Source organism: Kitasatospora sp. NPDC089509 (assembly GCF_044749365.1).
Taxonomy (GTDB): Bacteria; Actinomycetota; Actinomycetes; order Streptomycetales; family Streptomycetaceae; genus Kitasatospora.
This window is the reverse complement of record NZ_JBIVHS010000020.1, coordinates 82,916-96,670: the sequence shown is the minus strand read 5'-3', so window position 1 is coordinate 96,670 and position 13,755 is coordinate 82,916. Positions and strand designations below refer to the sequence as shown.

At 72.2% G+C, this 13,755-nt stretch carries 13 protein-coding genes; 7 read left to right on the top strand and 6 right to left on the bottom strand.

The window, feature by feature from the left end:
• The 6 genes from efeB to ACIP4P_RS32355 all read left to right on the top strand — a co-directional run bounded on the left by efeB (position 1) and on the right by ACIP4P_RS32355 (position 7,265).
• A complete protein-coding gene (gene efeB / locus ACIP4P_RS32380) occupies positions 1-1,347 on the top strand; it encodes an iron uptake transporter deferrochelatase/peroxidase subunit (RefSeq protein WP_400924580.1) in 1,347 nt (448 codons plus the stop codon).
• A 155-nt stretch (positions 1,348-1,502) separates the two neighbouring features.
• Positions 1,503-2,438, top strand: coding sequence for a prephenate dehydratase (pheA, locus tag ACIP4P_RS32375; protein WP_350518209.1), 936 nt, complete (start codon positions 1,503-1,505; stop codon positions 2,436-2,438).
• Positions 2,439-2,955: 517 nt separating this feature from the next.
• Positions 2,956-4,230 carry a serine--tRNA ligase gene (serS, locus tag ACIP4P_RS32370; protein WP_350518210.1) on the top strand — a complete coding sequence of 425 codons (1,275 nt, stop codon included), beginning with the start codon at positions 2,956-2,958 and terminating at the stop codon, positions 4,228-4,230.
• Positions 4,227-5,060, top strand: a complete 834-nt coding sequence (locus ACIP4P_RS32365; protein ID WP_400924577.1) for an HAD family hydrolase — start codon at positions 4,227-4,229, stop codon at positions 5,058-5,060. Before serS ends, ACIP4P_RS32365 begins: the two co-directional genes overlap by 4 nt.
• 122 nt (positions 5,061-5,182) lie before the next feature.
• A complete protein-coding gene (locus tag ACIP4P_RS32360) occupies positions 5,183-5,914 on the top strand; it encodes a FadR/GntR family transcriptional regulator (protein ID WP_400924575.1) in 732 nt (243 codons plus the stop codon).
• Between the two features lie 112 nt (positions 5,915-6,026).
• Positions 6,027-7,265 (top strand): MFS transporter, encoded by a 1,239-nt coding sequence (locus ACIP4P_RS32355; RefSeq protein ID WP_350518214.1) that lies wholly within the window; start codon positions 6,027-6,029, stop codon positions 7,263-7,265.
• 34 nt (positions 7,266-7,299) lie between these two features.
• Here ACIP4P_RS32355 and ACIP4P_RS32350 read toward each other — a convergent pair whose 3' ends face one another.
• From ACIP4P_RS32350 to ACIP4P_RS32325, 6 genes are all read right to left on the bottom strand, one after another.
• The gene (locus ACIP4P_RS32350; RefSeq protein WP_400924573.1) at positions 7,300-8,016 is read right to left on the bottom strand and encodes an ABC transporter permease; all 717 of its coding nucleotides are present in this window, start codon (positions 8,014-8,016) and stop codon (positions 7,300-7,302) included.
• 97 nt (positions 8,017-8,113) lie between these two features.
• Positions 8,114-9,031: an ABC transporter ATP-binding protein gene (locus tag ACIP4P_RS32345; RefSeq protein WP_350518216.1), complete on the bottom strand. Its 918-nt coding sequence runs from the start codon at positions 9,029-9,031 to the stop codon at positions 8,114-8,116.
• Positions 9,032-9,069: 38 nt separating this feature from the next.
• Entirely contained in the window at positions 9,070-9,972 is a 903-nt protein-coding gene (locus tag ACIP4P_RS32340) for an ABC transporter permease (RefSeq protein ID WP_350518217.1), read from the bottom strand.
• A complete protein-coding gene (locus ACIP4P_RS32335) occupies positions 9,956-10,954 on the bottom strand; it encodes an ABC transporter ATP-binding protein (RefSeq protein ID WP_400924570.1) in 999 nt (332 codons plus the stop codon). Before ACIP4P_RS32335 ends, ACIP4P_RS32340 begins: the two co-directional genes overlap by 17 nt.
• Positions 10,955-11,170: 216 nt before the next feature.
• Positions 11,171-11,383 carry a hypothetical protein gene (locus ACIP4P_RS32330; RefSeq protein ID WP_400924568.1) on the bottom strand — a complete coding sequence of 71 codons (213 nt, stop codon included), beginning with the start codon at positions 11,381-11,383 and terminating at the stop codon, positions 11,171-11,173.
• 102 nt (positions 11,384-11,485) lie between these two features.
• Positions 11,486-11,851 carry a hypothetical protein gene (locus ACIP4P_RS32325; protein ID WP_350518220.1) on the bottom strand — a complete coding sequence of 122 codons (366 nt, stop codon included), beginning with the start codon at positions 11,849-11,851 and terminating at the stop codon, positions 11,486-11,488.
• A gap of 303 nt (positions 11,852-12,154) precedes the next feature.
• Between ACIP4P_RS32325 and ACIP4P_RS32320 the strand changes: the two genes are divergently transcribed.
• The gene (locus tag ACIP4P_RS32320) at positions 12,155-13,153 is read left to right on the top strand and encodes a helix-turn-helix domain-containing protein (RefSeq protein ID WP_400924565.1); all 999 of its coding nucleotides are present in this window, start codon (positions 12,155-12,157) and stop codon (positions 13,151-13,153) included.
• The last annotated feature ends 602 nt before the right edge of the window (positions 13,154-13,755 follow it).

The following is a 13,755-nucleotide window of genomic DNA, read 5'->3' as shown; positions in this document are numbered from 1 at the left end:
GTGGAGAACAGCGCAGTGGAGAACAGCACGGCAGAGAACAGCACGGCGGAGAGCCCGGTGCAGAACGGTCCGGCGGCGGAGAGCGACGGCGCCGGCCCGGCCGGCTTCACCCGGCGGGCGCTGCTCGGCACGGCCGGCGCCGGACTGCTGGTCGGCGCCGGCGCGGGCGTGGCCGGGGCGGTCGCCTACGACCGGTCCGCCCCGTCCGACCGGACGGCCGCGGACGACCGGGCGGCCGGCGCGCTCGGCACCGGCCGGGTGCCGTTCCGGGCCGAGCACCAGGCCGGCATCCTCGAACCCCAGCAGGCCCGGGTCCAGTTGGCCGCCTTCGACCTGGCCGACGGGGCCGGCCGGGACGGGCTGCGCACCCTGCTGCAGCGCTGGACCAAGGCGGTCGACCGGCTGACCACCGGGCAGCCGGCCGAGGAGTTCGACAACCAGGTCGCCCTGGACGCCGGGCCCTGCTCGCTCACCGTCACGGTGGGCTTCGGCGCCACGCTGTTCGACAAGGCCGGGCTGGCCGACCGCCGCCCGGCGGCGCTCGAACCGCTGCCCGCCTTCACCGGCGACGCGCTGGACCCGACCCGCGGCGACGGCGACCTGTTCGTCCAGATCGGCGCCGACGACGCGCTGGTGGCGGTGCACGCCCTGCGGACCCTGCAGAAGCTGGCGGCCGGCACGGCGACGCCGCGCTGGCAGTCGGCCGGCTTCGCCCGGACCCCCGGCGCGACCGCCCGCCCGATGACCGGCCGCAACCTGATGGGCCAGATCGACGGCACCAACAACCCCAAGCCGGGCGAGGACGGCTTCGCCGCCAAGGTGTTCTGCACCGCCGGCGGGGACCAGCCGGCCTGGCTGGCCGGGGGCTCGTACCTGGTGTTCCGGCGGATCCGGATGCTGCTGGACCACTGGGAGGAGCTGCCGGTGGAGCGTCAGGAGCGGGTGATCGGGCGGCGCAAGTCGGACGGTTCGCCGCTGAGCGCACCGGCCGGCTCGGGCGAGGGCACCGCGGTGGACCTCGCCGCCCAGGGCCCGGACGGCGGGGTGGCGGTCCCCGCCGACGCGCACGTCCGGGTGGCCGCCCCGGCGAGCAACGGCGGGGCGGCGATGCTGCGGCGCGGCTTCTCGTACCACGACGGGGCGCTGCCGGACGGCTCGCCGGACGCCGGTCTGCTCTTCCTCGCCTTCCAGGCCGACCCGCGCCGGGGCTTCACCCCGGTGCAGCGCAAGCTCTCCCGGGGCGACGGGCTGTCCCGCTTCCTCCGGCACGAGGCGAGCGGGCTGTACGCGGTGCCGCCGGGGGTGCCCGCCGGGGGCTACCTCGGGCAGCAGCTGCTGGAGGGGTAGCCCCGCCCGCACCGCAAGGCACGGTTCGGATAGCACGCTCCGGACCCCGCGGTCCCGGCTTCTGGAACGCTCCCCGGCCGGGACCGCGGAATCGTTATGGTGACTGCTTCGGCACCACCCCGCTCATGCAGCACCCCATTCCCCACGGAGGCGTCATGTCGGCCACCCGCTACACCTACCTCGGCCCGGCCGGCACCTTCACCGAGGCGGCGCTGCACACGCTGCCCGAGGCGGCCACCCGGGAGCTGGTGCCGCTGTCCTCGGTGGCGCTGGCGCTGGACGCGGTGCGCGGCGGGGAGGCCGCCGGGGCGTTCGTGCCGATCGAGAACTCGGTCGAGGGCGCGGTCACCGCGACCAACGACGAACTGGCCGCCGGCGCACCGCTGATGATCTACCGCGAGGTGCTGCTGCCGATCACCTTCGCGCTGCTGGTGCGGCCGGGCACCGAGCTGTCCGGGGTCAAGACGGTGACCAGCCACCCGGTGGCCCAGCCGCAGGTGCGCAAGTGGCTGGCCGCCAACCTGCCGGACGCGGTCTGGGAGTCCGCCGCCTCCAACGCGGACGGCGCCCGGCTGGTCGCCGAGGGCCGGTACGACGGGGCGTTCGCGGGCGAGTTCGCGGCGCCGATCTACGGGCTGGACCCGCTGGTCAAGGAGATCGCCGACGCCCAGAGCGCGACCACCCGCTTCGTGCTGGTCGGCCGCCCAGGCCGGGTCTCCTCGCCGACCGGAACGGACAAGACCTCGATGGTGGTCTGGCTGCCGGACGACCACCCGGGTGCGCTGCTGGAGCTGCTGCAGGAGTTCGCGGTGCGCGGGGTGAACCTGATGCGGATCGAGTCCCGGCCGACCGGGGAGGGGCTGGGCAGCTACTGCTTCCTGATCGACTGCGAGGGGCACCTGTCCGAGCGACGGGTGGCCGAGGCGATGATGGGCCTCAAGCGGATCTGCCCGCAGGTTCGGTTCCTGGGTTCCTATCCGCGCGCCGACCGGCAGGCCTCCAAGCACCGTCGGCCGGGGACTTCGGACGAGGATTTCACCGCGGCCGCGGACTGGCTGTCGCGCGCGCTCGACGGGCGCGGGGACATCTGAGCGCCACTTTCCGTCCTTCTGACCTTTTCCGACCGTTATCGACCGCGCCGATCAAGTGCGTCGGGTGACCGCACCGTCATCCACAGGAACGTCCGGGTCCGGGGGCCGCTGTCCACAGGCCTCCCCGCTGTCCACAGCCGAAAGTTATCCACAGGTCTGGGGATGAGTCGACAAACCGGTATAGCCATTGCGCAGAACTGGTCGGACCATCGGTTTGCGTCGCAGAGATGACTAATCGGACCAGAGTCACCCGCTTGCCTGCAAATCACCCGTGCGAGTGCTTCAATTCCCTCACCCGAGAAGGTTCATTGAGGTTTGAAACCTCAATTCCCTGGTTCCGGCCGACGGCCGTGGATCACTCCCGCTCATCCACAGCCCCGGGGCCGCGCCTGTGGATAACCCGCCTCCGGTCCGGGCCCCGCCGGTTCTCCACCGGAGTTATCCACAGGACGCGGTGAGTTATCCCCAGGGAAAACCGGTACTGGTGGAGGAACGCCCGCCCGGTACGCTTGGGCCTGTGATTGACCTTCGCCTGCTCCGTGAGGACCCTGACCGAGTGCGCGCCTCGCAGCGCGTCCGTGGCGAGGACGTCGACGTGGTCGACGCCCTCCTCTCCGCCGACGAACGGCGCCGGTCCTCGGGCAGCCGCTTCGACGAACTGCGCAACGAGCAGCGAGTGCTCGGCAAGCAGGTCGCCCAGGCCAAGGGCGACGAGAAGACCGCCCTGCTGCAGCGCACCAAGGAACTGGCCGCCGAGGTCAAGGCCGCGGACGCCGAGCAGAGCGCGGCCAAGGAGGAGGCGGACCGCCTGCTCCGCTCCCTGGCGAACCTCATCGACCCGGCCGCCCCGGTCGGCGGCGAGGAGGACTTCGTCACCCTGGAGGAGATCGGCACCCCGCGCGACTTCGCCGCCGAGGGCTTCGAGCCCCGCGACCACGTCGAGCTCGGCCAGCTGCTGGGCGCGATCGACACCGAGCGCGGCGCCAAGGTCGCCGGTGCCCGCTCCTACTACCTGACCGGTCCCGGCGCGCTGCTGGAGCTCGCCCTGGTCAACATGGCGATCGCCCAGGCCACCGCGGCCGGCTTCATCCCGATGATCACCCCGGCCCTGGTCCGCCCGGCCGCCATGGACGGCACCGGCTTCCTCGGCCAGGCCGCCGAGAACGTGTACCACCTCCCCGAGGAGGACAAGTACCTGGTCGGCACCAGCGAGGTCCCGCTGGCGGCGTACCACATGGACGAGATCATCGAGGCCGACAAGCTGCCGCTGCGCTACGCCGGTTACTCGTCCTGCTTCCGCCGCGAGGCCGGCACCTACGGCAAGGACACCCGCGGCATCATCCGGGTCCACCAGTTCGAGAAGGTGGAGATGTTCGTCTTCACCACGCCCGAGGACGCGGAGAACGAGCACCGCCGCCTGCTCCAGTGGGAGAAGGACTTCCTCAACGCGCTGGAGCTGCCCTACCGGGTGATCGACGTCGCCTCCGGCGACCTCGGCTCCTCGGCGGTCCGCAAGTTCGACATCGAGGCCTGGATCCCGACCCAGGGCAAGTACCGCGAGGTCACCTCGACCTCCAACACCACCGAGTACCAGGCCCGCCGGCTGTCGATCCGGATGCGCGAGGAGGGCAAGACCCGCCCGCTCGCCACCCTGAACGGCACCCTGGTCGCCGTCCCGCGCACCATCGTGGCGATCCTGGAGAACCACCAGCAGGCCGACGGCTCGGTCGTCGTGCCCGAGGCGCTGCGGCCCTACCTCGGCGGGCGGACCGTCCTCGAGCCGGTCAAGTGACCTCCACCGCACAGCCCTTCGGTGGCGACCTGCCCTACCGGCTGGTCGCCACCGACCTCGACGGCACGCTGCTGACCAGCGCGGAGACCGTCTCCGAGCGCACCCGCGCCGCCCTGGCCACGGCCACCGGCGCGGGCGCGCTGCACATCATCGTGACCGGCCGCTCGGCCGTCTGGGCCCGCCCGGTCTTCGACGAGATCGGCTACACCGGGATAGCGGTCTGCGGCCAGGGCGCCCAGGTCTACGACGCCGGCGCGCACAAGCTGCTCACCTCGCTCACCCTGGACCGCCGGCTGGCCGCCCTCGCCATCGAGAAGATCGAGGCCGAGACCGGTCCGCTGGCCGTCGCCGCCAACCAGGACGGCCTGGACGGCCAGGTGCTGGCCGGACCGGGCTACGAGCTGCTGATCGGCTCCGACCTGCCGGTCGTCCGGGTCGGACGCGGCGAACTGCTGGGCTCCCCGATCAGCAAGCTCTACATCCAGCACCCCGGTCTGACCGACGACGCCCTCGCCGAGGCCGCCCGCCGCGTCGCCGGCGACCTGGTCGGCGTGGTGATGGCCGGGGCCGGCGTGGTCGAGCTGCTGCCGCTGGGGCTGTCCAAGGCCACCGGCCTGGCCGTCGCGGCCCGCCGCCTCGGCGTGCGCGCCGCCGACACCATCGCCTTCGGCGACATGCCCAACGACGTGCCGATGTTCGGCTGGGCGGCGCACGGCGTGGCCATGGCCGGCGCGCACGAGGAACTGCTCGCGGTCGCCGACGAGGTCACCGCGGGCAACGACGAGGACGGCGTCGCGGTCGTCCTGGAGCGGCTCTTCCCGCAGGTGTGAGGCCCGGTCGGCGCCGGTCGGCGCCGACCGGACACCCATCCCGGGGGCAGTTGTAGGATGACCGGGCAATCGGTTGTAGGATGACCGATGACCGATGAGTGGTGCCCGAAGGGAGGCCCGGCATGAACGGCGACGGCAACCGCCTGCAGGCGGCCGGGCGGCGATCCCTGGTGGACACCGCGATCGAGCAGCTGCGCGATCAACTGGCCGACGGCACCTGGCCGGTGGGGACGCAGATCCCCACCGAGCACGAGCTGGCCGAGCGGCTGCAGGTCGGGCGGAACACCGTGCGGGAGGCGATCCGGGTGCTGGTGCACGCCGGGATGCTGGTCTCCCGGCAGGGCGAGGGGACCTTCGTACGGTCCACCAGCGACCCGGCGGCGGTGCTCCGCGGCGTCCAGCGCTCCGGCATCCGGGACGTCCTGGAGGTCCGGGCCGCGCTGGAGACCGAGGGCGCCCGACTGGCCGCGCTGCGGCACACCCCCGAGGACGTCCGGCGGATGCGGGCCGCGCTGGCCCGGGAGGCCGAGGTCTTCGCCCAGCACCCCGAGCGGGCCGCCCGCGAGGCGACCGTCGAACACGACCTGGAGTTCCACACCGCCGTCGTCGAGGCCGCGCACAACCCGGCCCTGGCCGAGGTGTACCGCTACTTCGGCGCCTCCGTGCGCGAGGCGATGACCTCCGCCTTCGGCGACCACGAGATGCCCGAGGCGTCCGTGGCGACCCACGAGGCGCTGGTCGACGCGATCGAGAGCGGTGACCCGGACCGCGCCGAGGCGGCGTGTCGCGAGCTGCTCGCCGAGCCCACCGCGGCCGTCGAGCAGCTGCTCGCGGCCATCGCGGCCCGGAAGTAGGACGGCGCAAGCCCCGCTTCGGTCCGTACCGCGGCCGGTGGAGGCCTCCTCCCGCCGTGCCCGCGCCACCCCTGAGCCCGCCCCCGGGCAGTCACGAAAGAACAGCACACCCATGGCCGTCACCCGTGCCCAGCAGCCGGTTGTCACCGCTCCCGTCCCGCTCCCCGTCCGCAGCCGGCTGGCCCACCCCGCCCTGCTGCTGACCGGCATCGTGCTGGTCGCACTGAACATGCGCGCCTGTCTGGCCGCGGTCTCCCCGATGATCGCCGAGATCCAGCGCACCTTCGGCCTGTCCGCCACCGCGAGCGGGCTGATCACCACCGTCCCGGTGCTGTTCCAGGGCGTCGGCGCCCCGCTCACCCCCCGGCTGACCCGCCGGTTCGGCGCCGAGCGGGTGGTGCTCGGCGCGGTGCTGGTGCTGGGCGCGGGCGTGCTGCTGCGGGTGCTGCCCTCGGTGTTCGCGCTGTACGCGGGCTGCGTGGTGATCGGCGTGGCCATCGCGGTGCTGAACGTGTCGATGCCGGGCCTGGTCAAGCGGGAGTTCCCGGACCGCGCGGCCACCATGACCGGCGTCTACTCGACCACCATGCTGGTCGGCGCGACCCTCGCGGCCGGGACGTCCGTCCCGCTGGAGCACGTGCTCGGCGGCGGCTGGCGGGCCTCGCTCGGCGCCTGGTCGCTGCTCGCCCTGATCGCCGCGGTGGCCTGGCTGCCGCAGGTGCTGCGGTCCCGGCAGGAGAAGGCCGCGGTGGCCGCCGCGGCCCGGCCCGGCACGCCGATCGAGGGCCTCTGGAAGTCCCCGCTGGCCTGGCAGATCAGCCTCTTCATGGGCATCTCGTCGCTGCTGGTCTACACCCTGGTCGCCTGGATGCCGACCATCCTGGCCGACCACGGCATGGACCGCGGCCAGGCCGGCCTGGTCTTCGCCTTCTCCAACCTGGTGCAGGTCGCGGGCGCCTTCCTGGTGCCGATGATGGCCGGCCGGATGACCAGCCAGCGCGCCCTGGCCGTCACCATGGCCGCCCTGAACGGCCTCGGCATCGCGATGCTGCTGCTCGTGCCGGTCTCCGCCGCCTGGGCGACGGCGGCCGTGCTCGGCGTCGCCCAGGGCGGTTCGCTGGGCCTGGGCCTGGCCTTCATCGTGCTGCGCACCGGCACCGCGGCCGGCGCCGCCCAGCTGGGCGGGATGTCCCAGGCGATCGGCTATCTGGTCGCGGCGGCCGGCCCGGTCGGGGCCGGTGCGCTGCACCAGCTCACCGGCGGCTGGGACGCCACCCTGATCCTGATGCTGGTGCTGGTCCTGGTGGTCGGCGCGGCCGGCTTCGGCGCCGGGCGCAACCGGACCCTGTAGGTCCCGTCCGCCTCACCGCGCCGGCCGCCGGGGCTCACTCCTCGGCGGCGAGGGTCAGCCCGGCCAGCTTCACCGAGGCCAGCACCGTCGCCCCGACGGTGACCACCAGCAGCAGCGGGATCGCCGCCCCGAAGGAGACGTCGGCACCGATCGCGGCGTCCCCGGCCACCCGCTCGGCGACCGCCCGGCCCCACTGCTGGATGCTCAGGGTCCGGGCGCCCTCGACGAAGTTGCCGATCAGCGACTCCCAGATCAGCGCGTACGCCAGCCCGGCCACCACGGCGTGCCGGGTGATCACGCCGAGCAGCAGGAACAGCGCGCTGTACGCGGCCCCGGCGACCAGCACGGCCACCGTGTAGCCGAGCGCCACGCCGCTCTTGGTGCCGTACAGCACCAGTCCGGCGAGCAGGGTCGGGACGGCGGCGAACACCCAGGTGGTGCCGATCGCGACGGTCAGCTTGGTGGTGATGATCTGCCAGCGCGGCAGCGGCTTGGCGAGCAGGTAGACGATCGAGCCGTCGTCGATCTCGGTGGCGATCACCCCGGTGCCGATCACCAGGCCGAGGATCGGCACCAGGGTGCCGAGGTCCAGCTGGCCGAGGATCTTGACGGTGAGGCTGAGCGAATCGTGGCTCGCCCCGCTGGCGAGGGCCGAGACGACCATCAGCAGGGCCGGGGCCACCAGCAGCAGGATGCCTCGGCGGCGGCCCAGCAGGCCGCGCAGGGTCAGCCTGGCAACGGTGGGGTTCATGGTCGGTCGGCCCCTTCCCGGGCAGTGGTCTGCTTCGTGGTGCCGGTCAGGCGGGCACCGGGTGCTTCGTGGCGCCGGTCATGCGGGCACCAGCCGGTCATGCGGACACCAGGTAGGAGAAGACGCTCTCCAGCGACTCGTCCGCCGGGGACACCGTGTACAGCCGGATGCCGGCCGCCCGGGCGACCCTCGGCAGCAGGGTGGTGAAGCCCTGGAAGTTGACCGCCTCGATCCGCAGCGCCCGCTCCCGCTCGTCCACCTCGATGCCGGTGGTCGAGCCGTCGGCGATCAGCGCGGCGGCGAGTCGGCGGTCGTCGCTGGAGCGGACCAGGTAGCGGTGCGGGCGGTTGGTCATCAGCCGCCGGATCCGCCGGAAGTCGCCCGAGGCGGCGTGCCGTCCGGCCACCACCACCTCGATGTGCCGGGCCAGTTGCTCGACCTCCTCCAGGATGTGGGAGGAGAACAGCACCGTCCGGCCGTCCGCGCCGAAGCGGCGCAGCAGCTCCATCAGCTGCAGCCGCTGGCGCGGGTCCATGCCGTTGAAGGGCTCGTCCAGCAGCAGCACGGCCGGGTCGTGGACCAGCGCCGAGGCCATCTTGACCCGCTGCTTCATGCCCTTGGAGTACGTCCCGGTGCGGCGGTCCTTGGCGTAGGCCATCTCCACCAGGTCCAGGGCGCGCCGGGCGGCGGCACCGGGCTGGGGCAGGCCGTGCAGTTCGGCGTTGGCGAGCACGAACTCCCAGCCGGTCAGGTAGTCGTACATCGACTCCCGTTCCGGGACCAGGCCGATCTGCCGGTACACCTGCTGGTTGCGCCAGATCGGCGCCCCGTCCAGGGTGACCGCGCCGCTGGACGGCGAGAGGAAGCCGCTCATCATGTGGATGAGCGTGGACTTGCCCGCGCCGTTGGGCCCGAGCAGACCGGTGATGCCGGGGCCGATCGACATCGTGATGTCGTTGACCGCGACCACGTTCCCGAACCAGCGGGAGACCTTGTCGATGGTGATGGTGGCCATGCCGGCCTCTCAGACCTCTCGTTGGACGGTGCGGTTAATCAGACGCGGCTGTAGCGGCGCAGCAGGATCCGGTACGCGCCCGCGACCATCGCCACGGCGACGAGGGCGAACACCAGCAGGCCGATCCCGCCCGGGGCGTGGCGGCGGTCGATCCCGTCGCCCAGCCCGAACAGCTCGTTGACCAGCGCCTCCACCAGGCTGTTCGGGGAGATCAGCGACGTCCACTGGACGGAGTCCGAGGGCCGGCCGTAGACGGGGGTGCTGATGCCGACCACGACCGCCGCGACCGTCGAACTCACCGCCAGGTAGCCCATGATGGCGGCCACCCCGAACCCGCGGCGCGGGGTGCTCGCGGCGATCACCAGCGCGACCGCGGTCGGCACCAGGGAGTACAGCACCGCCGCCACCAGGCCGTCGAAGAACTGGCCGGTGTTGTGGCGGAAGTCCATCCCGGCCAGCAGCGCGCCGACGTACAGCACCAGCAACGGGGCCGCCATCAGCAGGAACTGGGCGCAGGCCATGGCGCCGAACTTGGCCCGGACGTAGTCGGCCCGGGTGATCGGGCGGGAGAAGTACAGCGGGACGGTGTGGTGCCGGAGGTCCCGGGAGAGCATCACCGGTGCCTGGGAGGCGAGGAAGATCGACACCACCAGGCTGAGGTTGGAGAGGTAGCCGGCGTACTCGACCGGGAGTTCGGTCCGCTTCAGGTAGACCGCGGCCGCGACGAAGATCATCGCCGGGACGGTGACGACCCCCAGCAGCAGCATCGGCAGCACCTTGGACTTGCCGGAGCGGCCGAGGCCGTAGGCGGCGCGCAGGCTCTGGATGAAGAGCGAGCGGGTGGCGTAGCCGCGGCCGAGGCGGGGCCCGGTGTAGCCGCGGTAGCCGATGTCGTGGATGACGCCGGTGTCGGCGGGCCTGGTGTCAGGAGGCTGCGGCATCGTCCGTACCTCCCTCGTTCGGGTCCGTGAAGAGTTCGGCGACCCGGTGCCGGCGCTGTTCCAACCGGACCAGGCCGAGGCCGAGTTCGGCGACCGTGTCGCGGATGGTGTCGTAGGTGTCCTCGCCGGCCAGCCGGACCAGCAGCAGGTGCGTGCCGTCCGCCTGGACCTCCAGGCCGGTGGCCGCGAGCCGGGCGCGGACCTCGGCGCCGGGGTCGGCGACGGCGTCCTCCGGGTGGTCGGTGACCTCGACCGTGAGGACGGCGGTCGCCTCGGTGAAGGAGGCGGTGGAGGAGGAGCGCAGCAGCTGGCCGCCGTCGATGACCACCAGGTGGTCGCAGGTCCGCTCCAGCTCGCCGAGCAGGTGGGTGGTGACCAGCACCGAGATCCCGAAGTCGGTGTGCACCCGGCGGATCAGACCGAGCATCTCGTCCCGGCCGGCCGGGTCGAGGCCGTTGGTCGGCTCGTCCAGCAGCACCAGCTTCGGGTCGTGCACCAGCGCCTGGGCGAGCTTGACCCGCTGCTTCATGCCGGTCGAGTAGCCGCCCATCGGGCGGTACCGCTCCTCGTAGAGGCCGACGTGCCGCAGGGTGTCGGCGGTGCGCTCGCGGGCGGCGGTGGCCGGCAGCCCGGCCATCCGCGCCATGTGCACCACGAACTCGGTTGCCGAGACGTCCGGTGGCAGGCAGTCGTGCTCGGGCATGTAGCCGACCCGCTCGCGGATCTCCGAGCCCCGGGTCGCGATGTCCAGGCCGAGCACCTCGCCGCGGCCGGACGTCGCCGGGGAGAGCCCGAGCAGGATCTTGATCAGGGTGGACTTGCCCGCCCCATTGGCCCCGACCAGCCCGACGACCCCGGGCTGCACCTCGACGGTGAGCTGGTCGAGGGCGGTGACCCGGGGGAACCTCTTGGTGAGGCCCTCGGTCTTGATGACAGCAGTGGACACCCGTTCAACGTAACGGGCGCGCGCCGCAGGGGCCATGAGCTGGAATGACGAGGCCTTCTACTGCCCGGGTATGACGTCGGGTCGGTGTACCCCTAGGGGACGCCTGCGCCTCCCGAACGGCTCCGGTACCCGTGATGACTCCGGCGGCATCGCGGAAGTTCCCGGCCCTGGACCGGTGTTGGCCCGTCCCGGCGGTCGTGCTGGGCGGCGGCCGGCAGCCGGTGTCCCGGCGTCCGGCGGTCGCGGGTGCCGTCAGTGGCCCCAGGTCACGTCGTCGGTGGCCGCCAGCTTGCTCGCGGCGGTCGGGGTCGACGGAACGGTCGCGCCGGCGACGGGGCCCGCGGCGGAGAAATGCTGCGATTCCGCGGGCTTCGCCGCGGTGAAGGAATGCGCCATTCCCAGAGCGCCGACGGTGATGACGGCCGCGGTCGCGGTCTTGGCGATTCGAGTCGCGAACATGGACATCTCTTCCCCCTGAATACAGTCGCTTCGATTGCGTCCCGGGCGCCTGCCCGGATTTTCTCCCCGGCCGGTTTTCCCTGCCGATGGCCCCACTCTGCTGGGATTTCAGAACGGGTGAAAGAGGTTCTCGGTGGACGGATCCTGCATCTGCATATCCCGTCCATCGGATCGCAGGAGCGCATTCCAGTGCTGCGGGACCAGAGCCGCGCTGAAGGACACCGCGTCCACCCCGGCGAGCGAGGGGTGCGCGAGGAGCGTGCGGTGACAGACGGCCGACGCGGCCCGCTCCGCGACGGCAAGCGAGGGCGCGGTCAGGTAGAAGCCCACGACCGGACCGCCCTCGGCGTCGTCGTGCGCGCTGACGTGTTCCAGGCCCTCCCCGTCGAGCGCGCACCCCAGGAACAGCTGTGCCGCGTCCGGGGGGAGGGAGGTGCGATCCGGGGCCCGGAGTCGGGCATGCACGAGATACATGCGGCCATCCTCCGGAGCACCCGCCACCGCGGTACAGGCCGGTACCGGGGACTTTTTATGCCACGGCACGAACCGACCAGGGGGCCCGGCCCCCGGCACGGTCGCGATTCACCCGCTTTGCCCCACCATGTCGCAGCGCCCCCCGTCGCCGCACGTTCCCCTACCGGAGCCTCCGCCGAGGTCGCGGCCTCGGCACCGACGAAGCGGACGTCGAAATCCGGTGCCGAGGCCCTGACCAGGGCCTTCGCATCTTCGTATAGTTCCGTGCACGCGCACGTGCACTAAACCTCCGGGAGCATCGCCATGCTGGAACTGCTGGGACTCGACGCCGAAGCGGAACGCGTCTACCGGGCACTCCTCGCCCACCCCGAGGACGGGGTGGCCGCACTCGCCCAGCGGATCGCGCTGCCCGAGAGCGACCTGCGCGCCTGCCTCGACCGGCTCAGCCGGCTCTCACTGGTCCGGCCCTCGTCCCGGGAGGGCATCGGGTTCCGGGCCCTGGACCCCGAAGACGCCATGGAACTGCTGCTGGCCCGCCAGCAGGCCGAACTGGCCGCCCACCAGCAGAAGGTGGAGGCCTCCCGGGCCGCCGCCGCGCAACTCATCGCCGAGTGCTCCTCGATGCGCCCGCGGAGCGCCACCGCCGGGGCCGAGAGCCTGCACGGGCCGGAGGAGATCCGCGACCGGCTGGCCCGGCTGGCCGCCAACACCCGCCACGAGATCATGACCTTCGCGCCCGGCGGGGGCCACAGCATCGAGGACCTCGAAGCCAGCCGCGGCCCCAACGCCGCGCTCCTGGACCGGGGCATCACCATGCGCACCGTCTACCTCGACAGCGTCCGCAACCACCAGCCCACCCTCGACCACATGGACTGGCTGCACCGCCACGGCGGACAGGTGCGCACCGCGCCCACCCTGCCGGTGCGGATGATCATCTCGGACCGCCGCGAGGCCGTCCTCCCGCTCGACACCAACGACGCCCAGACCGGCGCGGTCGTCATCGCCTACGAGGGGCCGATCGCGGCCCTGTGCGCCCTCTTCGAGAGCGTCTGGCAGAGCGCCAACCGACTGGGCACCGCCGTGGAACGCAACATGGACGGACTGACCCGCCAGCACCAGGAGTCCCTCCACCTGCTCCTCCAGGGACTCACCGACGAGGCCATCGCCAAACGTCTCGGCGTCTCCCCGCGCACCGCCCGACGCATCGCCGCCGAACTCCTGGAGGCCCTGGAGGCCCGCAGCCGCTTCCAGGCCGGCGCCCACGCCGTCCAGAACGGCTGGCTCCCCGCCACCCGCACCTGAGCCCCGTCCGACCCCACTCCCCCGAAAGCCGCGTCCCCCGGGACGCGGCTTTCGTCGTTCCGCGGCCCGTTTTCCCCAGGTCGCGGTGGACGGGATAGGCCACTGCAGAATCCGTCCACCGCAAAGCCCTTCCAGTGCTCCACGGAAAGCGGAACAGTAGAGGCATCGCCAGGGGGAACCGGCCGAAATCGGCGGAACCCGGGAATACCCGGGGAATCCCGAAAAAGCCATCCCCCGCTCCCGCACCGCGACCGAAAAAGGAGGTGAAAAGAATGATCGACATCCAGGACATCGAGGTCATGGCCGAGGCTCTCACCTGCGGCAGCTACAACAAGGGCTGAAATCACGCGGGTTGACACCTGCCGACGAACACAGCCGACCCACCACACCCCAACCAGGAGGTGAACACAATGATCGACATCCAGGACATCGAGGTCATGGCCGAGGCCCTGACCTGCGGCAGCTACAACAAGGGCTGAAACCGCGCAGGTTGACACCTGCCGACCAACACAGCCGACCCACCACACCCCAACCAGGAGGTGAACACAATGATCGACATCCAGGACATCGAGGTCATGGCCGAGGCCCTGACCTGCGGCAGC